This window comes from Pseudomonas sp. LBUM1656, assembly GCF_059716065.1.
On sequence record NZ_CP166800.1, the window covers coordinates 4,568,139 to 4,591,184 of the forward strand.

Sequence of the window (23,046 nt, forward strand, 5' to 3'; positions counted from 1 at the left end):
AGCAGCTTTTCCGAAGCTGCTCTCCAAACTTAGGCGATGTAGTGGAGCTGTCAAAAGTGTGTCTGTTGCAGGATGTGAAACAATCAAGGCTCGAGGCGATGTTGCTGGTAGATCCAGTCGACGGTCTCGTCACCCGGCTGCAACCGCTGACGCAATCGTGCAAGCGTTGGCGGACGCGTGGCAGACTGACCCGAGGCAATGCTTCGTTTTCGTTGTTTTTTTAATGAGGAAGGAGACGAGAGCTGAATTCGGCGGGAATTGACGCGTGAGAGACGCGTAGCTGTGGATAGCTCGCGCGGACGGGATGGTGTTGGATCGGCAGAAAGGCGGAACACGGGCTAACTTTTGTGAGCTCATCCGATTGCGGCCTAAAATGGCATGACCGAAATAGCATGGCCGATTTCTCGAAGATTCATTTTAGATACAGTGATGGCGACTGCCTCACTTGATTAGACTATACCCTATCTGATAACGTTATCAGTTCTTGAAAAATGCATTGAGCCGTCAAAAGCAGGCAGTGTTTTGGGGCAATATCTCATGATGTCCAAAACAGCACAAAACACCCAATGAGTACAATACACGCCTCCTCTATTGGTGGGTAAACTTCGTATCGCGGCCTACAGGCTGTGCACCACAAGAAAAACACATCGAAATGAATAAGCTATCTGGGATTGACCGCCATGCATTAATGGGTTGTGCAGGGGTCCTGTTCATGGTGTTCTGGCTCTCTTTTAATTTCAATCACGGCGAAAGAATTCAGCACAACGATGGCCTCGGCTGGGACGGCGCCGCCTACGCTGACTGGGCGCAACGTGACTCGATAGAGATACTTACCAGTCATACAGTGTCCGAGTATTATATTGGACGCATGCTTCCCTCCATCGTCATTCATAACGTCAGCAAGTTACTCGGCTATGATATAACTTCAACACCTCGAGTAATACACGCCTTCTACTTATTCAATGTCGGCCTACTTGTTATTGCAGCCGGATTACTTATCCTCATCGGCCGACATTATAAATGGCGAACGCCTATTTACTTCCTGGGGTTCAGTGCACTGTTCTTTAATTATCCTGTGCTCACAAACCTATCATACAACCCAACTCTTACGGATATTTCTGGCTACGTCTTAGGCCTCGGCATTTTCTACGCCTACATCAAAAACCGCTTCGTCCTATTGGTAGTGCTCAGCTTCCTCTGCTGCTTTGTATGGCCCACGATGCTTTACGGCGCGCTACCAATGATCATGCTAGGCCGGGCCAGCGTCGCCAACCGTCCGCCCTCACTGCATAGCCACCTGTTAGCCTTGCTGGTTGCCCTCTCCCTGATTGCACTTGCCGCCTACCTATACGCCAATGGCCTACGGCAATCCCAAGGTACAACCGTTTTCAAGAGCGAGATTCTTCCACTCAGCATAATTCTGTTCATTACCTATATTTACCTGGCTCTCAAGCCGATGATCGACGTGCCTGCCTACCTGCGGGCATCCAGGTACATCAAGGTGGTTCCAGTGGTAGTGGGTATCCTCCTGTATATATCGGTCAAAGCAATCGTCTTTCAATTTTCCGATCGGACGCCTGGCCCACTCACTATCACCAGCTATCTGGGCCTGTTTACGCAGGCATCCCTGTCGAACCCGTTGATCAACGTCGTTGCGCACGCTATGCACTACGGTCCGTTTTACATGATCGCCATCTTGCTCTGGCCGCGTATCGCTGCGCTGGCAAAAGCCGAAGGCCTGGGTCTCAGCGTCTACATTGCCTTGTTTGCCTTTTTGTCGATCGGCTCCGAGTCACGTCAGTTCCTCAATGCCTGGCCGGCTCTTGCAATGCTGACGTGCCAGGCACTGAACCAGTTGGGCGATGAGCGCAAGATCGACTGGTGGTTCACCTATGCCGTTGCGGGCATGGCACTGATCCTGTCCAGGTTCTGGCTGAGTATAAATGTCGGCCCCTGGACGGGTAACTTCCAGGCGTTTCCGGACCAGATGCTCTACATGTATTCCGGCCCGTGGATCTCTCACCAGATGTATGGTGTTTTTCTCGCTGTGACGCTGCTCTGCTTCATTAGCCTGCTTACATTGCTGCGTCAGACGTCCAGTTCAACCGCGCGCGCATCGACACAGGAAGTATGATCCGATGAAAACGCTATCCATTGTGGTACCTGTCTATTTTAACGAAGGCTCCTTGCCGGATCTATTCAGCAAGCTTCTATACATAGAGCAGTTACTCCAACAACAAGACATGCTGCTGGAACTGATTTTCGTCGACGATGGCTCCCAGGACAACTCACTGAATTTGCTCAGACAGTTCGTGATTACGCGCCCGGGCACCAAAGTGATCAAGCTGAGTCGTAATTTCGGCGCCATCAGTGCGGTAAAGACCGGACTGAATTACATCACCGGGGATTGCTTTCTATTCTTGGCCGCCGACCTTCAGGATCCGCCAGAACTCATCCCGGAAATGGTTAGCCGCTGGAAGAACGGTACCAAGTACATCATCTGTGAGCGCACAGACAGACAAGATCCATTGGGGTCTAAAATATTCTCAGCAGTGTATTACAGGCTACTGCGCAAGTTTGTCATGGCGAGCTATCCGAAAAATGGTTTTGACCTCGCCCTCATGGACGGGCAGCTTCTGCCCTATCTTAAAGACAGTGGCAAACACATCAATTTCCCACTATTTCCGTATTGGCTAGGGTTCACCCCCGAAAAAATACCTTACGTCCGCGTGGCTCGTGAGCATGGAAAATCCAGATGGACGTTCGGAAAAAAATGGAAACTGCTTATCGACTCCATTTTTTCGTTTTCCTTCGCTCCGGTCAGACTGATTTCGGCAATAGGCCTGATAGTGTCGCTGGGAAGCTTCGCTTATGGCACCGTTGTGGTGCTGAGTGCATTGTTCGGCAAGGTTGAAGTGCCCGGGTTTGCGACGCTGGCCACCCTCGTGTCTTTCCTGCTGGGCCTGATCATAGTAATGCTTGGTGTGATGAGCGAATATATCTGGAGGATATTTGATGAGGTCAACAGACACCCTCATGCAGTTATTGAAGAAGAAATTCTTTAATCTGGAATTCATCAAATTTCTTATCGTTGGCTGCATCAATACAGGCGCTGGATATATTTTCTATCTAGCGTTTATTCAAGTGATGGTATACACCTATGCATACTCTCTGTCGTATGCCTTAAGTATCGTAATTTCGTACGTTCTCAATGCGCGTTACGTCTTCAACGAGCCCCTCTCCCTGAAAAAGCTTCTCTCGTTCCCGCTTGTTTACATCGTTCAATACCTAAGCGGTTTATGCCTGATATACATCGCTGTTGAACAGCTTTCTATACCCGTCATCCTGGCGCCGCTTCTAGTGGTAGTTATCACCCTGCCGATCACCTTCCTGCTTGCTCGGTTTATCGTGAAATAACGCGACGAGGGGAAAACACCAGTGACAGGGTCGGCATATCGGGCTTCAGACTGAACGAGCTCGATGTGCCGAACCCAAGTGCTAATGGTCAATAACCTATTCAATCCATCATCGTAGCAACTTTAAATCCGCCGCTGCCCGGGTTGTAGCGTCACCGCTGCCAGAATGCAAAAAGGCCGGTCAATGACCGGCCCTTTGTATTGAGCAACAAGCTCGGTTCACCACGATTTTTTTCGCGATGCTTTTCCGGATCCACCCCCTCAAGTCCCAAACTCCTCCACCGAGATGTCAAACAATCAGGGTTCGAGGCGACGTTGTTGGTAGATCCAGTCAACGATCTCACCGTCGGGGGTGTAGCCGCTGACGGTTTCGCGTAGAAGTTGGCGAACGCGTGAGTAATCGTCTTTCTCCACCGCCGCCAGCAACTCAGTCAAGCGACCTTTCAGGACGTCCCAGGCGAGGTGATCTTCATTCGCGCTCATGATCATCGGGTGCTGGGTAGCCGAAACGTTCTCGCCAATCAGCAGCTCTTCAAACAACTTTTCGCCTGGACGCAACCCAGTGAATTCGATGGAAATGTCGCCGTGCGGGTTCTTATCCGAACGAATGCTCAACCCCGACAAATGGATCATTTTCTCCGCAAGTTCAACGATCCTCACCGGCTCGCCCATGTCCAGCACGAACACATCGCCGCCCTGCCCCATGGAGCCCGCTTGGATTACCAGTTGCGCTGCTTCAGGAATGGTCATGAAATAGCGCGTGATCTTCGGATGGGTGACCGTCAGCGGTCCGCCGGATTTAATCTGGCTGTGGAAAAGCGGGATGACGGAACCCGACGATCCGAGGACGTTACCGAAACGAACCATCGTGAAACGTGTCTTGTTGACGCGCGAAACGTTCACCTTATCGCCGAACAACACGGGCGCGATCTCGCGGCTGAGCGCTTGCAATGTCAACTCGGCGAGACGCTTGGTGCTGCCCATTACGTTTGTTGGACGGACCGCTTTATCTGTCGATATCAGCACGAAATTCGACACACCCGTCTGTAGCGCTGCTTGAGCCGTGTTGAGCGTTCCAATTACGTTATTCAGCACGCCCTCAGCAATATTGTGCTCGACCATTGGCACATGCTTGTAGGCGGCAGCGTGGTAGACCGTGTCGACACGCCAGGTTTTCATCACATCCAGAAGCTTGTCTTTATGACGGATGGACCCAAGAATCGGTAATAGTTGAACCGCAGACGACTCTCGGCAACTGCGCTGCTCAAGTTCGGACAGGATGCTGTAGAGATTAAACTCACTGTGTTCGAACAACAGCAGCGTAGTAGGCCCCAGGGCGAAAATCTGTCGGCACAGTTCGGACCCGATCGAGCCGCCAGCCCCCGTAACCATTACCGTTTTGCCGCGGATACAGCGTTCCAGCAACTCAGGCTGGGCAGGCACCGAGTCGCGACCTAGTAAGTCGGCGATATCGACTTCCCGAATATCCTCAACCTTCACGCGGCCGCTGGCCAAATCAGTAAAGTTGGGGACGCTGCGCACGTGTAGCGGAAAACCTTCCAGCACATTGAGAATTTCACGGCGCCGAGCGCGTGTCGAAGACGGCAGCGCAAGAAGGATCTCTTGCGCACCGGTGACATCGATCATCTGCTGGATGTGTTTGGGTTTATAGACATGCAAGCCGGAAATGGAGCGATCGGCAATGCTGGAGTCGTCATCGATGAATGCAACCGGTCGCATGACACGACCCATACGTAATGCTGCTACCAGTTGGTTACCCGCTACGCCCGCGCCGTAAATAGCGACCTTGGTCAAACCGTCATCACGGCTTGTGAAAGGAACGTGCTGTGCGGCAGTAAACCAGTCGCCCATGAAATACTGGCGCATGCATAGACGCAGTCCACCGATGATGACGAGGCTCAACCACCAGTAGTTGAAAATGACGGACCGGGGAACAACGGCCTCATGATTGCTGTACCAGTAGACTATCAAAGCCAGGATCAGCGAGGAAAGGCTGACCGCTTTGATGATGGCAACAAGTGCATCGTTGCCGAAATACCGCATCACGGCTCGGTACATGCCGAACCGTATGAACAAGGGAATCGCGATAATTGGCGCACAGGCGAATAGCCATATATGAATTTTGAAAGGATTGATCATCTCATCAATCCCCAAACGCACGATGAACGCCATCCACAGTGCCACCCAAACGAGAATCACGTCCGTGAACACTTGGATTAACCGCTTCTGCCGACGCGGAAGTCCCAGCAGAAACATCCTCAGCCTATCCATATAGCCTTGCCCCAAAGTGCCCTACTCCATCGTTTGAACTCGTTGAGGTCCATTGTACGTAGGTAGGCATCGTCGTAACAGAAAAAAACGACGTATGTGGATCTACTGACAGGTTTATGCGCCCCCAGACCAGCGTGGGTTATCTAGCGGGCAAGGGGCACAGGGCCATCACCGACAAGAATGTCAGATGTGATCACTGAATCGCTGTGACCGAAACCCATCAGCAAGCTCCCAAAGCGGATGCTCTTTCTGAGCTCAAGCAGCACGTAGTAATTCGCCGTGTCTGTCCTGTTCCACCAGCGGCCGAGCATCTGTACTACAAACCTCGGTAACCGGCGCTCGCCTTCTGAAGGCCGGCCTCAACGTTACGTTTGGGAATCCAGCCCAGCGTCTGCTGGGCATTGGAGCTGTCCACTTCCAGCGAACAGAAAAGCTGCTGATAGAGTGCTTGCTTGCCTGCCAGTGATAACAATGTCTTCATCAATACGGGCGGAACAGGCAGCTGTATACTCCGCTTGCCCATCCCCCGCGCCAGTGCTCGGACCATGGCAGCAGTCGATATTGCTGGCTCATCAGCGACCAGGAATAATTCCCCCGCCGCTTTCGGATGTTGTGCCGCGAGCGAGATGAAATTGCAAAGGCTCTCAACGCCGATAACACTGCGACTGTTCGTGACTCCAGCGAACGGCATCGGCGTGCCGCTGGCGACCAGTTTCAACAGACGCCGAAAATTCCCCGGTGCGTGAGCCCCGTACACCAGTGGTGGGCGAATAATCACCAACTCGGTAGGCGTGTCTTTAAAAAGAGCAGCCAGACCCACCTCAGCTTCGTGCTTGGCAATCGCATAAGGAGCGTGAGGGGCAACGGGTGACAGCTCAGTGAACGCCTCCCCGTGTGTTTCATTTCCGTTCACACCGATGGAGCTAATGAAAACAAACCGTTGCACACCACTCTGCAAGCAGGCTTCGGCTAGTCGAATGCATGCATCACGATTGACTTTGCGAAACGCCTCCAGCGGGTTTTGCTCATGGGCCGTTTTCACATGCGCCCGTCCCGCCAGATGAATGACACAGTCGACTGTTTTCAGGCGGTCTGACCAAGCTCCAATGTCGTCGAGTTCACCAAGCACTATTTCCCCGCAAGCGACTTCCGGAGGCCTGCGATGCAGCGCCACAACTTCATGCCTCTCGGCCAACAGTTGCTCGCATAAGTTACGACCGATAAACCCGGACGCTCCCGTCACAAATATCTTCATACACCCTCCTTAGCTAAACTGTCATGCGCCAGCTCTGCGACTGGAGCATGCTTTCAGTTTTTGCCAATCCGCCTCAGGCAAGCCGCCAAAAGTCCCACCAGCAACCCGGCAATAAGCCCCAAAAGAATCACAGGTGTCTGCCGCGGGAATACGGCTTCAGGAGAAGGATAAAGAGAAACCAGCTGCGTGGGCACGTAACCCAGTGCGTATTCGTATTTGCGCAAATCAGCTTCGATTTTGTTGAGCGCATCTCGGTGCGCGATGTAATTGGCCATTCCCTCTGCCAAGCCACTCCCGCCCCCTAATGCGTCTAAATGAGACTGTCGCGATTTGCGAAGATCGGCAACCATCTGCGAAAGACGATCCCGGCCGGGCTGACTTAGGTCATCCTGCTGCTGACGAACCATCTCGAAGATACTTTTGGCGCATGTTGAAGCAAGCTCCGCGCCTTTACCTCGGACGCTGACCGTAAGAAAAGCTGGCTGACCTTCGGCGGTATACCGAGCCAGCTTGGTCATCTGCTGTTTAGCCTCCGGCACATCATCGAAGCCACACCCACGCAGGACTTCGTCCGAATAAGCGGCAGGGTTATTCAGCCGCGCGATGACCAAAACTGCAGACTCAATCTGATTAGGTCTCGGCAGGCCGTCATCATCCAGCCCACGGTTTTCACCCATTTTTATTATCGCAGAGGCTTCGTACTCTGATGGGGTAAACGATAGATAGGCGAAAGCCCCCAGCAAGCCCAATACAGCGCCGGCAGTGATAAATTTCCAGCCTTGTGTCACAAATTTCAGCAATGACACAATTGTAAAAGCTTCCACATCATTTTTCACTTCAGGGTCGTACATAAAACATCACTCGCGTAAATTGAAGTTAGGCTATCTGGTCCGAACTCGATCATCCGCCCCCTTCTCAAGGCCGTTGAGAAGATACAGGAAAATTGCTAAACCAGCATAAGCTCGCGGATGATTTGCACATCTGCAGGAGCAAACTGGCCTAGCTGTCGGACGACCAGGAACGTCATCTAAAACCGCCCATGAGAAATTTGTCTGCACTCGCCGGCAACGCCTGCCTGGGAATGCATGCCGCCTTAATAACACTGGCGATTTGCACAACAGTTCCCCGCATGACTTGCAGCCACCAAGCAAACTGAGTTTTCAGCTTTTTCTGTCATATTTTGACATTGCTATTAAAGGTACCCGGTATGTAAATATCTGCATCAGTAGACACAAGGCAATGAAGCCCAGATTGGTCCAAGTGTAGGCTTGGGGGGCGAAGCCCGCCATCACACAAGAGTAACTGATACGCAAAAATATCAAGAATGAGATTATATTCGGGCGCACTCTGAAGAAATGAGCCGAGGCGACGAGTGACAAGTACAAGAACAATGCCGCCCCTACTGCACCCACCGATCCCCACGCCATCAAAAAGGGGAAGTATTCAGTTCCAACGTTAATAACAGGCTCATCAAATGGAATAGTAGAACCCAATGTTTCTACCCCACCCGCACCGGGGACCAACTGATTAATCAAGAAATCCGAATCGATGTAGCCTTTAGCCATAATTGAACTAAAGTTATAAATCCCTGCGCCAATGTAGAGCAAAATCCACTTAAATCCAGGAGATGCCGCGGCGTAGAACTCGCTAAAAGGCATCGCCACCCAATCAAGGCGCCCCGAACGAAATTGCCCCAATTTAGCAAAAAGAAGCAGGGCTCCTAGCAAGCTGACAATTAGGGTTTTCCAGGGAATTTGCCGCTTGGAGAAAAAGACCATGGTTATGGCCAATCCATACACCGAAGTAAAAAGCCGGTTCCGGTCCAGCACTAGCACTGGAAATGCCAGCCCTACAGCGATGAAAAAAATTCTGATGCGTTTATCTGTATAGCAGAGCCATCCCACAATGGGGAGCACCCAGCACATATTCGAGATATGTCGAACATGCGATCGACCGCCGTCGAAGTTGGCGTAGATCTCCGGATGCAGTAATGGCAGTGGAAATAACGTCAAGTCGAGAACGCAGGCCAGCAGCACCAACCAGGCCAACACTTTCACCCAATAGCATTCGGGCGAACGGTCAAAGGCCACGAGTTGTAGTGCGCGGCGCGAGGGCAAACGAACACCTAGCAACGCATCGAATACTATGGCCAATGCGGCGACCACCATCAATATCGAAATACCGACGCCGTAACCCCTAGGCAGTTCAAATGTAAGTAGCGCAATAAAGCAACTGCCCAGCAAGGGCAGTGAGAAAAATATCGAGGGAGACCTTTGGAAGTTTTTCACGCGCCGCCCTTTTTAGAGTTGCTCATGCTTTCCAACTCCCCCGCAATTTTAAGTACAAAATATCGCGCCATATACAATGCAGTCTTTAGCCACTGGCGGTTTAAAAATGCGACCTTTGCATCGACCAAGTGGCACTGTGCTTGAAGCATTTTTTTATAAGGACCCTGGAATTTTGCTATGTGCCGTTTAGCCACTTCTCCGGACTCTTGAAGATTCCTGATTCTGGACGCAACGTCGGGAGTTCGGCAGGTATTGGTGCTGTGTACCCGGTATGCACATACGCGCTCATCGATGAAGCCAAGTCCACCTTGCGCTGCAATCCGGAGAAAAAAGTCCCAATCGTCAATTCGTAGGCTCTCGTCCCAGCCTTCACCGCCAGTAACGAATGCTTTACGCACCATTGGGACAGGGCCCGCAACGGCCCAGTCGGTAATAACCGACTCTATAATGCCTGTCTCCGAAAGGTATTTTTGCTTATTCGCTCGGTGCAAGCCGGTCATGCCACTGTCGTGAATCACTTTGCCGTGCTCGTCGACAACAATGGAGTCACCAATAACAGCCAACTTATCCGGAAAGCGTAATAAATAGTCGACTAACTTTTGACTGCCTCCCGACAAGAAATAATCATCACTGGCGCCCAACCTGAGAAACTCGCCGTTTGCCAAGCTTGTAAGCTCATTTATAGTCGCCGTCACACCTTTATTTGGGCGACTTTTATAGATAACGTTTATGCTTTCTGCATGACGTGACAACCATTGCTCGATCACCTTCGCGGTATTGTCGGTAGAACCGTCATCAATGATTACAATTTCTTTATTGCCATAAACATCGGCTAAAATACTATCAAGGCAACATTGAACGTATTGGTCATGATTGTAAGCAGGTACGATGTAGGATACTAAAGGTACCAATACGTCCTCCGGACATTGTTGCGACCGAAATAGGGCCTAATTGAATAATCGCATTTTATATACTATGGCATGCATAGAGTCAACCGAAGGGTCCTCCCTGCGAAACAATTGCTTGCCCCAGGTTCAGTCCATCCGGGCTTCTTATGCCTGCGCTTTTTTGCCGCCACGAGGCCTGCGAAAAGCTGATCTTTTAGTCGTTCCGCAACGCCTTGCGCGACTTCCTTGCCAGGCAGCCAGGCGCGCTGACCTCCTCTGCTGAGCATCCGACATGATTTCGACTACGGATAATTTCGATCATGCCAAGCTCAGTGATGCTCGTAAAGGTGCCAAGCTTCAGATCTCCAGCCTCCAACCGGATGGAAACCGCGACGGGCTCCAGACAACTTGAAGCTATCGTCTTTCGCGGCGGGACAGCCAAAGTTAAACTTACAGGCACCGAGCACAACTTATCTAATCAAATCGTTAGATCCGACCACCACCGAGGTCGTCGTCTTTTTCCAATTCTCCAGCGTGAAACTTCACCGCTAGAATAGTTAAAGGGGCGTAGGCCAAAATCAGACCGAGCACACCGTCCACCCCTAGTAACACTACACTCAGGGCTATTGGAAGCAACCATAACGTGTTGATAGCTGCAACCGTCAGTACTACCGGTAAATGCTTACCAAAGCGACGCGAAGCGAATTGATAGGCATGGCTGCGATGCGCTTCATATACCTTGTCACCGCGCAAGCAACGACGCATTAAAGTAAACGTTGCATCTACAACGAACACGCCAAGCAAAATCAACACCGCCCAAAACAATTGCGAAGAAGCCCAAGCAGAATTGATGGAAATTACGCCCAGTACAACCCCTAAAAAACCGCTTCCGGCATCGCCCATAAAAATTCGCGCGGGTGGGAAATTCCAAAACAAAAAACCTGCAGTAGCGCTAGCGAGTGAGAGTGGAAGCCAAACCATGTTCTCAAACCCACTTACCCAATAAAGCAGACAGGCCCCCATACATACGCAGATAGCCTCGATACTGGCGATGCCATCGATTCCATCCATAAAATTATACAAATTCAGCATCCACACCAAGTAAAGCGCGGACAGAACGTACCCAAACCATCCCAGGTCGATACTCACGCCGAAGATGACTACCGCAGGCAAACCACCCAGCCAGAGCAATGCCCAGACGGCGGCAGCGAAATGTCCTAATAAGCGCCATCTAGCGGCAACATGGCCATGATCGTCAACAAATCCGATCACTGCGATCAACGCTCCAGCTCCGCCTACCGCGACCAGCGTAGTGACAGGCACTAACTGCATCCACCCCAAAAACGGCAGGCTCAAGAGAAATACCAAAACAATCGCCACCCCCCCACCACGAGGCGTCGGGACCGAGTGAGAACTTCGAGCGTTTGGAACATCGATAATACTGCGCGCAAGGGCATAACGTCGCAGCACCTCAGTCAGCGCCAAAGACAGGAGAATAACGACAGGAAAGAACAACCACTGAATCATTATTTTTTATGCTCCATATATTGCTCCTCAGCAGCTTTCAGCGCTTCCTCAGCTGTCACATGTGTAGTCGATTGCATAAGAGCGTAATTTAATAACATGCGAAATCTCTTTGAATCGCACAGATTCCGATCGGATTATACATTCCTAAAAATTCCACTCAAGGTTTCACCCGGCTGAACACTCAAAATGACCTGCCTGCACCAGCTTTTTTGTCACCCTTAAACAGGAGATGAAAGTTACAAAAAAAACCAGGTCACTTCACAACCACATGCTTAATAAATCCCCAGAACAACCAACACCAATAAAAAAACTCGATCGCGAAATCGACGGCGCAAGCCGGCCCAGTTACGAATCAAAAAAGAGGAAGGAATCTTGCCTTGCCTGACCAATGACGCCGGTAATCCTTGAGCCTTGCCCGCCAACAAACCTGAAATTTTACTTACTTCTCCTCGATACCATCCGCTTCTCAATAAAGACAAACGAGCGATGAGAGCCTTAATGCCGGTATTCGCGCCGAATTGATTGTTTGAATGCTGACGATAGAGCATATGAGAGACCGGGTCTATGTACCAACTCAGACCGCTAGACCTAAACCAGGCATACATCATCCAGTCGTGCAAAGACACTTCGCATACAAGCGACCAATTTGCTATTAAAAATTGTTTGAACTCAAGCGCGTCAGACACTTTGAGAACATAGCTGCAACCGGGCCCTGCCGCCTCGAAAAAAAAGTCATACTTACGTTGCGGTTGCGCTTTATCAAGTATGACTTTCCGCCCATCAGGCCAAAACGCCGTGACATTGCTCGAATAAGCGGAAGCGCACGTTTCCGAAATCTTTTCGTGAGCGGCGATCAGCTTATCGTCTAACCAAATATCATCCTGATCAGCTAAAGCTATATAATCAAACTTGGAAAAATCCACGTCACGGATCAGCCGATAGAAATTTCTACCCGCCCCACCAAAGCGTTCGCCATGAGGAAGAACTTTGACTCGTGGATTAGTTAACGCCAGCTCGCTCGCCCATGACTCTGTTGCATCGCTAGAAGAATCAACGCTAATAAAAATAGTCACATCAACATTTTTTTGCTGAAGAATTGATTCAATCTGCGCAGGTAACCACTTAACGCCATTATAGGCAGCTAACAGTACAGCGATTTTAACCCTATCCACCAAAACCTCCTTCTCGATCGCTGATTGCTCACTAACATCCCTTGCCAACAGCTACTCAAGCGGTTAAGACATTTTAATCTCGTCAGCAGTGACTTTAGAATAACTTGATACGCCACGCTTAGAAATATAACTTCAGCATAAAGATGCCTGTCTTCATCTCATACTCACAATGAAGCGACGAGCGACTACGAAACTGAAAACAAAATATATTGCATAATTTACAACAAATGCGTACATGGCCCCAACCAGCCCGAAGTGCTCCGTCAAAAAATACACCCAGGCCACATAGGTCAAGCTGAAAAAAACCTCTGAAAAAATGAATAATTTCGTCATGGCTTTAGCGAGCATTATAAAAGACAGTATGAAGGACATCACCTTAATAACATCGCCGAGCAGTTGCGGAGCGTAAAGATAAAGCGCATCCGAAAACTCGTCAGAAAATAGCAACTGGGTAATAAGATCACGGAATATATATATACCCAATGCAGAGACAACAACCGCCGGCACCAAATATTGGTAAGCCGTTCGAATCTCGGCAACGAATAACTTTTTATCCATAATTGCAGACAACTTAGGAAGATAGTAAACACTGATCGCCATAGTTATGAATAGCAAGTAGGCTTCCGAGACTTTGCTCACCGCCTGCCAATACCCGACTTGCTCCCAGGAAAACTTGTCAGCTAAAATATTTCGGGTCGCAATTTGGACTGCTGGAGCGAGAAGGGCTGAAGTTAATGTCATCACCGAAAAATGTGACAACTTTTTGATCATCTCGGCATTCCAGACCAGAGAAAAATAACTCCAGTTGAAATAGTCACTTTTCCTATAAAAAATAAAACTGACAAACAACAGACTCGCCTGAGCCAGCAAAAAAGCCAGAAGCACACCGTACAACTGGAAATAATAACCCAATACCAATGGGGCGAGTACCCCAATGGCGGCCCCTCCCACGTGTATCGCAGCAAGGCGTTTAACATCCATCATGCCATTGACGATCGCGATGATTAAATTATGCAGCGCCACAAAAATCTGTGCGAACGCCAGTACTATAATCAGACTTTGATACCGCAGATCCCCAAGCAACCAAACCGATAAATGTTCGCTAAAAGCGAGCACCATTACACACATCACAAACGACGACGCGAGGGAAAAACAAAATGCTGAGTTTAGCAATATTTGCAAAGAGATATTTTGCTCACGGTATTCCGCCAAATACTTGACGACACCTGCACCCACTCCCCCTCCCGAAAATACAACCAGTAACGCCGTAAGGCTCATAAACTGGCCAAGTTGTGCAACCCCTTCAGGCCCAGCTAAAATCGCTACAAATTTCATCACCAGAAAACCCGACAATAATCGAGCAACTGTAGCGATAGAGGTTAGCAAACCAGTTCTTAGTATATTCAAAATCAAAACCATTTAACGCTGCATTGTAAAAATATTAGCTTTAGCCCCTTCTAAAGCTAAATTATTCCTGGCCAAGCTAAAACATAGCGATTTTAAGAAAAAGCGTTCAAACGTTCGATTACCCTACTGACTTCAGCAGCAGAAGTGACTGGACTTAACGGCAAGCTTAATACTGTCCGATGTATAGCTTCCGTTACAGGATGATGCTCCGAAGCCAATGTTTTATATGCGTTTTGCTTGTGTGGCGGAATAGGGTAGTGAATCAACGTTTCGATACCATGCTCGTGCAGATAGCTTTTCAACTCATCACGCCTTTCGCTACGCACAACAAACAAATGCCACACATGTTGTTCTTGGAGAGTCAATGACGGAGCCTGAATCAGCGCGTTATCAATGTTGGCTATATATTGATTAGCCAATGCTTTCCTCACGCTAATTTCACGATCCAGATGACGCAATTTAACTCTCAACATCGCCGCTTGAATTTCGTCCAAACGACTATTAACGCCCCTGTATTGGTTTTCGTACTTTTTATAGCTACCGTAGTTGCCTAGTGCACGGACGACAGACGCCAGTTCATCGTCGTCGGTTGTGACAGCCCCTGCGTCACCGAGAGCCCCCAGGTTTTTACCTGGATAAAAGCTGAACCCTGATGCATCTCCCCAAGTACCTGCCTTGCGGCCGTCAATGCTCGCACCGTGCGCCTGAGCGGAATCTTCAAGCACCAATAGATTGTATTTCTTTGCCAGCGCGCACAGGGACGGCATCTCCGCCAGTTGGCCATACAAGTGCACCGCCAGTATGACTTTAGTCCGGTTGGTTATCGCGCGCTCTGCCAGTTGAGGTGACAAATTGAAGCTATGCTCATCGGGCTCAACGAGAACTGGCACCAAGCCATTTTCTGTGATCGCCAGAACACTGGCAATGTAAGTATTGGCGGGGACAATAACCTCGTCGCCGTCTGCCAGCTTACCCATTTCCTTCCAGGCCCTGAGGGTCAGACTCAAGGCATCCAGACCGTTGGCAACACCAACACAATGCTGCGAACCACAATAGGCTGCAAACTCCTGCTCAAACTTCGAGAGCTCTTGACCACCAATATACCAACCAGAGTCAATAACTCTTGCGCAGGCTTCTTTCAATTCAACAGCGTAGGCCTGATTTACTTTTTTCAAGTCAAGAAAATTAATCATTTAGTTTAATCTCGTAAAAATCAATTGCCATACCACGGGCACCAAAACTTTCTTTTTGAGCAAGCAGACCGGAGTTGATGTATTTTCCACCATCCTCAGTAGACACCCCGAAACTAAAGTACTTAAACCCGCCGTCTTGACTCTCTTGAATACAGCTCTCAATAAGATAATCTAACGCCCCCACCTCTTTGCCTTCGGAGCTTGTCGCTAAATACTGAGTATGGACGACAGTACCAAATTTAAAAAGCAAGGTCGCAGCCAGCAACTTTCCTTCAGACTTGACGATTCTGAGAGAGATGTTTTCAGGAAAATGAGAAGACAATAACTCAAGTTCCTGTGGCGTATGAACTGCTACAGCCCCATGCTTCTCCAATACACCATTGAGCAAACCAATAAATTCGCCCCAGTCATTGGAGTCAGTCACCACTAAATTATTCTTCTTTGCTCGAGCAATAAGCCACTTTCTACCTTTTGAAAGCTTCAATCGCCGATCCAGGAAAATAATGCTCGACAAATCCCTACGGACAACTTCAGCTCCGACCCTGAATAAAGAATACAGGTCTTCTTGTGCGCCATGAATTGAAAATATGTAAGGAGTAGCCTTGTATAAAATCTTCTTAAACCCTTGAGTTCTAGCAAAAAGCATTATGGCTTCAACGCTTTCTAGAACAGTTTCAGCCTTGACCTTTTGAGACAGAATCAAGCCGCCGTATGTCAAACCACCGTGACTGACCAATACATTCTCGTTTCGAGATGCAGGTAACACAGCGACCAGTACTTCTTCCTCATAAATCATCAATGAGGCATCGATAAATCGATCCGAGTGGTACTCCATAAAGTCTCTTTTAAATAGAAACATTGGAGTCTTGGAGTCTACAACAAAACTATCCCACTCATTTTTTTTGGCGGATGAATAAAACTCACAAACTACCATTCCAACAACTCCGCCACACCAAACCCCTCTGCTCCCATATTATTTCCGTTATAAAAACAGAACGTCTTTTCGCCTGCAGTGACTAATCTTGGATAACAAAGATGTACAGAGTCGAAGCCATTTTCAGAGAGTGTCAAACCAAAACTTGAATCGCGACGCTCCCAATGCTTTCCATCGCTGGACACGGCCACACCTGGAAAATAGTCGCTGCCTGAAGTGCCGCCCTTAGTATAAAACATATAATACTTATCTTTTACTTTGTATACCGAGGGCCGCCCGATCCGATACTCATCTCCCTCTACATCTATACATAACAACTCTTGCTGATTAAATACTCGGCCGTCGACAGACTCTGTGTACCAAATATTATAGTCAGGATAGTGATTGCCATTAATTAATGTCCAAGAGTCACCCACCGCAAACCATACTTTCCAGACACCGTCCTCGAACAGAACAGAATGGATTGCACGAATTGTTGTTCCGGCTTCAGCCCTGTCCATGACAGGCACTTCAGAAACACGCGAAAATGTCTCTCCGCCATCAGTGCTTTCTGCCAAACCGGTGAATGCTAAAAATTTTGCACGCTTAACTATTTGAAAACCAACATAGTACATCCGCAGGACGTTACCACATCTAACAATGTCACCTAGAATAACGCCATTGTCATCAAAGCACCCGTCTCGTCCCCTGTCCAAAACTGGAGCCTCCGAAACCTTGAGGACTTTGGTAGGATCTTGCGCATCGACATCTACGTAACCAATCCTGCTAATACCCTCTTCATCCCTGAACCCTGCATACACACGGATTACATTATCGTTCAGTAGAATCGGTGTAGGCGTCAGCGCAGAATTTTTCTTCCAGTCGTTAGTTCCGACTGGAGAAAAGACATGACCTAGCTTGTTCCACTTCATGACGCCTTCCTCTACAATTTAACGCTGAGTGAACTTTTCTTTGGTAGTTCTTTTGCTGGAGAACCATAATAAATACGCTCAGGTTCTTTCAGGTCTTTCGATACCAATGAACCGGAAGCCACAATACAGTCCCGTGCAACCGTCACATGATCATTAAGCGTAGAGTTCACCCCTAAAAAGCAAGATTCCCCGATGGTACAGTAGCCCGAAACAACCACATGCGAGGAAATAAAGCAGTTATCCTCAATCACCGAGCGATGACCGATGTGATTACCACTCCAGAGAATGACGTTATTCCCAATCTTAACGAAAGGTTGCACAGTATTATTTTCAAATATGAAACAATTATCCCCGATTTCCGCGTTCCGCCATACAAATGCACGAGAACTGATATAGGTGGCACAGGTATAGCCTTTCTCTTTAACGCAATGATACAAACGCGTTCTCAAGCGATTGAGTTGTGACGCGGGAATCGCCACAAACACTTCAAACTCGGAAGGAGGAAATTGCTGCTCCACGTCTTCCAAGGGAACGATAGGCAAGTCATAGAGCGAAGCGCTTTCGATATACTCTCGCTCGACGGCGAACCCGCAAACTTCGTAAGCGGAATCATATGTGAAATATTCATAGGCAATCATTGCCAACTCGCCTGCGCCGGCGATTACCAATTTTTTATTTTTTTCCACAACTCACCTCCTTAATGAATTGGTCATAATCCCGAATATAGTCGGACTCATCATAGTATTCACTGGCCAAAACAAGAAGAACGCAGTCATCACTAAACTCATGCATTTCACGCCATATCATATTACGGATGATCAAGGCCTTACTCGCTGAATCCAGTCTTACTTGCTGCCTGGTGGCGCCATCATCAATGACTATATTACAACTTCCGGCCACACAAATTGCCATTTGTTCTAGACGTCGGTGTGCGTGAAAACCACGACCGACATCAGAGAGAGTATCGTATATGTAATAAACACGTTTTATCGCAAAAGGAATGTTCAAGCCTTGTTCGAGCGCGATCAAACTTCCGCGATTATCACCGATTACTTTCAAGTCCTTTAATTCGGTAGTGCCCTGAAGAAACTCAGAGTGTGACTCACTGTTTTTCAAGAGAGGCGCAACTGCATCTTCAGTACTAATGGTTTTTTCTGTAAACCCAGGCCAGTCTATGCCTATATCAGGGTCATTCCACCTGACGTTTCTCTCAGACTCCTTATGGTGACCATTAGTTGTCTTACAGAAAAAATGAGTATTATCCTCTAATGCAACAAAGCCGTGTGCGAAGCCCTCGGGAATCCACAACATGCGCTGACTAACAGCGTCCAGCTCAATGCCAACCCATTTTCCGAATGTCAGTGAGTCGCGACGCACATCAACGGCCACTACATAAGCTGAACCATTGACTACTCTGATCAAATTGCCTTGAGCACGGGGAGGAAGCTGATAACGCAGGCCTCGAAGCACACCCTTCCTTGAACAAAAATGGTTATCCTGGATTAGAGGCCGCGGTACCGGAAAACCGGCCTCTTTAAGGGCCTTGTGGAATGCAGATTCATCAAAGCTCTGCATAGTCCCCCCCTGCGAATCTCCAAAAATCGCAGGCTCTAGAATAGCTATGTCAGGCAAAGAAGTTTGGAGGAGCCTCACGAGTGACGCCCCTCATCCAGCATTTTTTGCAAATACTGCCCATATCCTGTTTTTGCTAATTTATCAGCTTGAATCTTCAGTTGGGCTGAGTCTATCCAACCATTATTGAAAGCAATTTCTTCCAGGCAAGCCACTTTCAAGCCTTGGCGCTGCTCGATAGTGTGAACGAAGTGGCTCGCTTCCAAGAGGGAATTATGCGTGCCTGTGTCGAGCCAGGCAAAACCGCGCCCCAGCATCTCCACGCTAAGTGTCTTGCGTTCCAGATAGGCCCGATTGACATCGGTAATTTCCAGCTCGCCGCGATCCGAAGGCTTAATGCTCTTGGCGATTTCAACCACATCGTTATCGTAGAAATACAGTCCGGTAACCGCGTAATTGGATTTAGGCTTTACCGGCTTTTCTTCAATACTCAGAGCACGTCCCGAGGCATCGAATTCAACGACACCGAATCGCTCAGGATCAGAAACGTGGTAACCAAATACCGTTGCGCCTTCCTTTTGGGTCGTCGCGGAACGCAAGTTGTCTGAGAAGTGCTGACCGTAGAAAATGTTGTCGCCCAGGATCAGACAGCAAGGGTCTTTGCCGATGAACTCTTCACCAATGATGAACGCCTGCGCCAAGCCATCCGGGCTCGGCTGTTCCGCATAGGTCAACTTAATGCCGTACAGGCTGCCGTCACCCAGCAATTTACGAAAACAAGGCAAGTCTTCGGGCGTGGAAATGATCAAAATTTCTCGCATACCTGCGAGCATCAGCACTGATAGCGGATAAAAGATCATCGGCTTGTCGTAGATCGGTAGCATCTGTTTGGAGACACCAAGGGTCAATGGATGCAACCGCGTGCCCGAGCCACCAGCGAGGATGATGCCTTTACGATTTGTCTTGGTCATTTATTCAGAACTTCCCTAAGCATTCGGGTTACACCACTTCGCCAATCCGGTAAGTGTAGAGAAAAATTGTTGCGCAGCTTCTGAGTATTCAAACGCGAATTCAGAGGTCGGCGAGCAGGTGTTGGATAAGCGGCTGTTTCAATCGGATTGATTACGTTCACAGCAAGTTGTTCGCCACTGGCCTGCGCAAATTCGATCACATGGCGGGCATAGTCATACCATGATACTTCGCCTCCGGCGGCCAAGTGATACACCCCTGCCAGTTCCGGATTCTTCATTACTTGCCGAATGGCCAACGCCGTCACGTCGGCAATCAGGTCTGCCCCAGTCGGCGCTCCAACCTGGTCGGAGATGATGCTCAGGGTTTCACGATCCTTGGCCAGACGCAGCATGGTCTTGGCAAAATTGTTACCACGACTGCCGTACACCCAACTCGTGCGAAAAATCAGGTGCTTGCATCCAGACGCAGTGATCGCCTGCTCACCCGAGAGCTTGCTGGCACCGTAGTGATTCACTGGCGCGACCGGGTCCGACTCTTGCCAAGGCAGTGAACCCTGACCGTTGAAAACGTAGTCGGTCGAATAATGGATCAACCACGCGTTCAGGTTAGCGGCTTCCTCGGCCAAAACTTGACTGGCCAGACTGTTCACACGGTCCGCCAGCTCGGTTTCGGACTCTGCTTTATCGACGGCCGTGTAAGCCGCAGCGTTGACGATCACTTCAGGTTTGACTTGGCGAATCGTTGCGCGCAGAGCATCGGGGTCAGATAAATCGCCGCACAAACCATCAACACTATGACGATCCAGCGCAATCAAATCGCCAAGCGTTGCCAAGGAGCGTTGTAACTCCCAGCCTATCTGGCCATTTTTTCCCAGCAGTAGGATCTTCATGCCTTGCTCGAAGAACGATCCGCGTAATTCTGATCGATCCACTGCTGGTAGCTGCCGCTTTTCACATGAGCTACCCATTCGGTGTTGTGGAGATACCACTCGACAGTCTTGCGAATACCGGTTTCAAATGTTTCTTCCGGCGTCCAGCCCAGCTCGCGTTGAATTTTGCTGGCATCGATTGCGTAACGCTGGTCGTGACCAGGGCGATCCTGGACATAGGTGATCAGGCCGGCGTGCGGACGATGAGCAGAGTCCGGGCGCAACTCGTCGAGCAGTGCGCAGAGTGTGTGCACGACTTCGATGTTTTGCTTTTCGTTATGGCCACCGATGTTGTACGTCTCGCCGATAACACCCTCGGTCACAACTTTGTACAAAGCACGGGCGTGGTCTTCAACATAGAGCCAGTCGCGAACCTGGTTGCCTTTACCGTAAACCGGCAGCGGCTTGCCTTCCAGCGCATTGAGGATGATCAGCGGGATCAGCTTCTCAGGGAAATGGCACGGGCCGTAGTTGTTTGAGCAGTTGGTCACCAAGGTTGGCAAGCCGTAGGTACGGCTCCAGGAGCGAACGAGGTGATCGGAGCTGGCCTTGCTCGCCGAGTACGGTGAGCTTGGCTGATAGGGGGTGGTTTCGGTGAAGAGGTCTTCCGGGCCTTCAAGATCCCCATAGACTTCATCAGTCGAAATATGGTGGAAGCGGAAGTTGGCTTTGCGCCCAGCTTCCAGTGCAGCCCAGTAGTGACGTGCTGCTTCCAACAGGGTGTAAGTGCCTATGATGTTCGTCTGGATAAATTCGGATGGGCCGGAAATCGAGCGGTCAACGTGGGACTCTGCGGCCAAGTGCATGATGGCATCTGGTTGGTGTTCACGCAAAACACGGTCGATTTCATCACGGTCGCAGATATCAACGCGCTCGAACACGTAGCGTGAGCTCTGGCTAACTTCGGCCAATGACTCAAGGTTACCGGCGTACGTCAGCTTATCGACGTTAACGACGGAGTCGGCAGTGTTGGAGATGATATGACGGATGACTGCCGAGCCGATGAACCCGGCGCCGCCGGTTACTAGAATTTTCACGCGAAACTACACCCTTTGAGTTGCTGACAGGGCCACCAAACCGAGCGCTGTCTAATCCATGAATGCAAAAGCCATCATCTAAGCTGAGGCTTCTGACAGAACCAGTCTGATCCGATGCAGGAAAGTGCCACTATCGGATAAGCGCAGCATTTTACAGCTTAATGACGCTTTTACTAATGGATATAGACAAGCTGTGAAGCAATTCGAGATACATCTTATTCTTTTCGCGATCAAACAAGATGCTTGCGAGAGGATCTGGACGCCCGTCGGAGAAACCAACCTAGAATCGGCCCAATCAACATGCCGAATAGCAGAGCAAGAACCATGACCAGCGACACGGGTAATTGTGGACCTGACCAGCCAAGGAACAGCAGTGAAACCGATTGTTGATTTTCCAGCACAAAAGCCAATACTGCCATAATCAACAACAGGACAACCATGCCGAGGAGTACACGCTTGAGGTTACGCATGCGTCGCTCCTTTAATTATGAAGGTCAAAGCCTTCCTCCTCTTCTTCATTGACCCGATCACGCAATTCCTTGCCCGGCTTGAAATGTGGCACAAACTTGCCATCAAGACTAACCGACTGCCCCGTCTTCGGGTTGCGGCCAACGCGCGGCGCACGATAGTGCAGTGAAAAGCTGCCAAAACCACGGATTTCGATACGATCACCAGTGGCCAGACATTGGGACATTTGCTCAAGCATGGTCTTGATGGCCAGCTCCACATCCTTGGATGAGAGCAGCCCTTGATGGGTGACAATTCGTTCGATCAACTCCGACTTCGTCATATTTTTCCCTTCTTTTTCAAGCAGCTAGGAAAATCGCTTCAAAGGTTTTAGCATGCCCGGAGGAATTTGAACAGCCCGAGTTTTCACATATTTCTGCCGGCAATGGCCAACCAATTTCCCCGAACAACGACCCCACCTGCTTCAGCGACAAATCACCAGCATGGTGCGCGTCAGATAACCCGCAGGATTGAAGCCGAAAGGGAATTCATCCTCATCCTTGGCATTATCAGACCTTGCTACAACCTTATATCCCGCAGCCTTACACTCTTTGTCCGCGCGCTTACGACACTTCTCCCATCCAGAACCCAACCCCGAACAATCTATCTCTACGCCACTGACTCCACGCACCGCATGGGTCTTGGCGTTCGTGCCACAACCTGCCAATGTCAATATTGCCATTGCGACAATGAGCTTGTTCATTCACTTCCTTATGGCAGGTGCCCTGCCCGGCGTTCGTTCGCTTGA

22 protein-coding genes are annotated in these 23,046 nt (G+C 49.5%); 3 read left to right on the plus strand and 19 right to left on the minus strand.

What is annotated here, in order from left to right:
* Nucleotides 1-652: 652 nt before the first annotated feature.
* The 3 genes from ACA072_RS20545 to ACA072_RS20555 are packed head-to-tail and all read left to right on the plus strand — an operon-like array spanning nt 653 to nt 3,417.
* Nucleotides 653-2,134: a hypothetical protein gene (locus tag ACA072_RS20545; protein WP_497620211.1), complete on the plus strand. Its 1,482-nt coding sequence runs from the start codon at nt 653-655 to the stop codon at nt 2,132-2,134.
* 4 nt (nt 2,135-2,138) lie between these two features.
* Nucleotides 2,139-3,065 carry a glycosyltransferase family 2 protein gene (locus ACA072_RS20550; RefSeq protein WP_497620213.1) on the plus strand — a complete coding sequence of 309 codons (927 nt, stop codon included), beginning with the start codon at nt 2,139-2,141 and terminating at the stop codon, nt 3,063-3,065.
* On the plus strand, nt 3,037-3,417 hold the full coding sequence (locus ACA072_RS20555) for a GtrA family protein (RefSeq protein ID WP_403103744.1): 381 nt from the start codon (nt 3,037-3,039) through the stop codon (nt 3,415-3,417). The genes ACA072_RS20550 and ACA072_RS20555 overlap by 29 nt, the downstream gene beginning before the upstream one ends.
* 296 nt (nt 3,418-3,713) lie before the next feature.
* On the opposite strand, the gene ACA072_RS20560 is transcribed toward ACA072_RS20555, so the two are convergent.
* The 19 genes from ACA072_RS20560 to ACA072_RS20650 form a co-directional block, all read right to left on the minus strand.
* Nucleotides 3,714-5,708, minus strand: a complete 1,995-nt coding sequence (locus ACA072_RS20560) for a polysaccharide biosynthesis protein (protein ID WP_497625022.1) — start codon at nt 5,706-5,708, stop codon at nt 3,714-3,716.
* A gap of 316 nt (nt 5,709-6,024) precedes the next feature.
* Nucleotides 6,025-6,963 carry an NAD-dependent epimerase/dehydratase family protein gene (locus ACA072_RS20565; RefSeq protein ID WP_497620215.1) on the minus strand — a complete coding sequence of 313 codons (939 nt, stop codon included), beginning with the start codon at nt 6,961-6,963 and terminating at the stop codon, nt 6,025-6,027.
* A 53-nt stretch (nt 6,964-7,016) separates the two neighbouring features.
* The gene (locus tag ACA072_RS20570; protein WP_497620217.1) at nt 7,017-7,814 is read right to left on the minus strand and encodes a Wzz/FepE/Etk N-terminal domain-containing protein; all 798 of its coding nucleotides are present in this window, start codon (nt 7,812-7,814) and stop codon (nt 7,017-7,019) included.
* A gap of 309 nt (nt 7,815-8,123) precedes the next feature.
* Nucleotides 8,124-9,251, minus strand: coding sequence for a hypothetical protein (locus ACA072_RS20575; RefSeq protein WP_497620218.1), 1,128 nt, complete (start codon nt 9,249-9,251; stop codon nt 8,124-8,126).
* Nucleotides 9,248-10,162: a glycosyltransferase gene (locus tag ACA072_RS20580; protein ID WP_497620219.1), complete on the minus strand. Its 915-nt coding sequence runs from the start codon at nt 10,160-10,162 to the stop codon at nt 9,248-9,250. The genes ACA072_RS20575 and ACA072_RS20580 overlap by 4 nt, the downstream gene beginning before the upstream one ends.
* 462 nt (nt 10,163-10,624) lie before the next feature.
* Entirely contained in the window at nt 10,625-11,665 is a 1,041-nt protein-coding gene (locus ACA072_RS20585) for an MraY family glycosyltransferase (protein ID WP_497620220.1), read from the minus strand.
* A gap of 272 nt (nt 11,666-11,937) precedes the next feature.
* Nucleotides 11,938-12,837 (minus strand): glycosyltransferase, encoded by a 900-nt coding sequence (locus tag ACA072_RS20590; protein WP_497620221.1) that lies wholly within the window; start codon nt 12,835-12,837, stop codon nt 11,938-11,940.
* 153 nt (nt 12,838-12,990) lie between these two features.
* On the minus strand, nt 12,991-14,256 hold the full coding sequence (locus ACA072_RS20595) for an O-antigen translocase (RefSeq protein WP_497620222.1): 1,266 nt from the start codon (nt 14,254-14,256) through the stop codon (nt 12,991-12,993).
* An 80-nt stretch (nt 14,257-14,336) separates the two neighbouring features.
* Nucleotides 14,337-15,437 (minus strand): DegT/DnrJ/EryC1/StrS family aminotransferase, encoded by a 1,101-nt coding sequence (locus tag ACA072_RS20600; protein WP_497620224.1) that lies wholly within the window; start codon nt 15,435-15,437, stop codon nt 14,337-14,339.
* Nucleotides 15,430-16,272, minus strand: coding sequence for a GNAT family N-acetyltransferase (locus tag ACA072_RS20605; protein ID WP_497620225.1), 843 nt, complete (start codon nt 16,270-16,272; stop codon nt 15,430-15,432). The genes ACA072_RS20600 and ACA072_RS20605 overlap by 8 nt, the downstream gene beginning before the upstream one ends.
* A gap of 92 nt (nt 16,273-16,364) precedes the next feature.
* A complete protein-coding gene (locus tag ACA072_RS20610; protein WP_497620227.1) occupies nt 16,365-17,282 on the minus strand; it encodes a hypothetical protein in 918 nt (305 codons plus the stop codon).
* An 11-nt stretch (nt 17,283-17,293) separates the two neighbouring features.
* The gene (locus tag ACA072_RS20615; RefSeq protein ID WP_497620229.1) at nt 17,294-17,968 is read right to left on the minus strand and encodes an acetyltransferase; all 675 of its coding nucleotides are present in this window, start codon (nt 17,966-17,968) and stop codon (nt 17,294-17,296) included.
* Nucleotides 17,955-18,935 carry a dTDP-4-dehydrorhamnose 3,5-epimerase gene (rfbC, locus tag ACA072_RS20620; protein ID WP_497620231.1) on the minus strand — a complete coding sequence of 327 codons (981 nt, stop codon included), beginning with the start codon at nt 18,933-18,935 and terminating at the stop codon, nt 17,955-17,957. Before rfbC ends, ACA072_RS20615 begins: the two co-directional genes overlap by 14 nt.
* Nucleotides 18,932-19,825 carry a glucose-1-phosphate thymidylyltransferase RfbA gene (gene rfbA, locus ACA072_RS20625; RefSeq protein WP_497620233.1) on the minus strand — a complete coding sequence of 298 codons (894 nt, stop codon included), beginning with the start codon at nt 19,823-19,825 and terminating at the stop codon, nt 18,932-18,934. The genes rfbC and rfbA overlap by 4 nt, the downstream gene beginning before the upstream one ends.
* On the minus strand, nt 19,822-20,715 hold the full coding sequence (rfbD, locus tag ACA072_RS20630) for a dTDP-4-dehydrorhamnose reductase (protein WP_497620234.1): 894 nt from the start codon (nt 20,713-20,715) through the stop codon (nt 19,822-19,824). Before rfbD ends, rfbA begins: the two co-directional genes overlap by 4 nt.
* Nucleotides 20,712-21,791 carry a dTDP-glucose 4,6-dehydratase gene (rfbB, locus tag ACA072_RS20635; RefSeq protein WP_497620236.1) on the minus strand — a complete coding sequence of 360 codons (1,080 nt, stop codon included), beginning with the start codon at nt 21,789-21,791 and terminating at the stop codon, nt 20,712-20,714. The genes rfbD and rfbB overlap by 4 nt, the downstream gene beginning before the upstream one ends.
* 230 nt (nt 21,792-22,021) lie before the next feature.
* Nucleotides 22,022-22,261: a lipopolysaccharide assembly protein LapA domain-containing protein gene (locus tag ACA072_RS20640; RefSeq protein WP_497620238.1), complete on the minus strand. Its 240-nt coding sequence runs from the start codon at nt 22,259-22,261 to the stop codon at nt 22,022-22,024.
* Between the two features lie 11 nt (nt 22,262-22,272).
* Nucleotides 22,273-22,581 carry an integration host factor subunit beta gene (gene ihfB / locus ACA072_RS20645; RefSeq protein ID WP_054051920.1) on the minus strand — a complete coding sequence of 103 codons (309 nt, stop codon included), beginning with the start codon at nt 22,579-22,581 and terminating at the stop codon, nt 22,273-22,275.
* A 141-nt stretch (nt 22,582-22,722) separates the two neighbouring features.
* Complete coding sequence (locus ACA072_RS20650; protein ID WP_497620239.1) at nt 22,723-23,001, minus strand: hypothetical protein; 279 nt, start codon at nt 22,999-23,001, stop codon at nt 22,723-22,725.
* Nucleotides 23,002-23,046 lie beyond the last annotated feature (45 nt).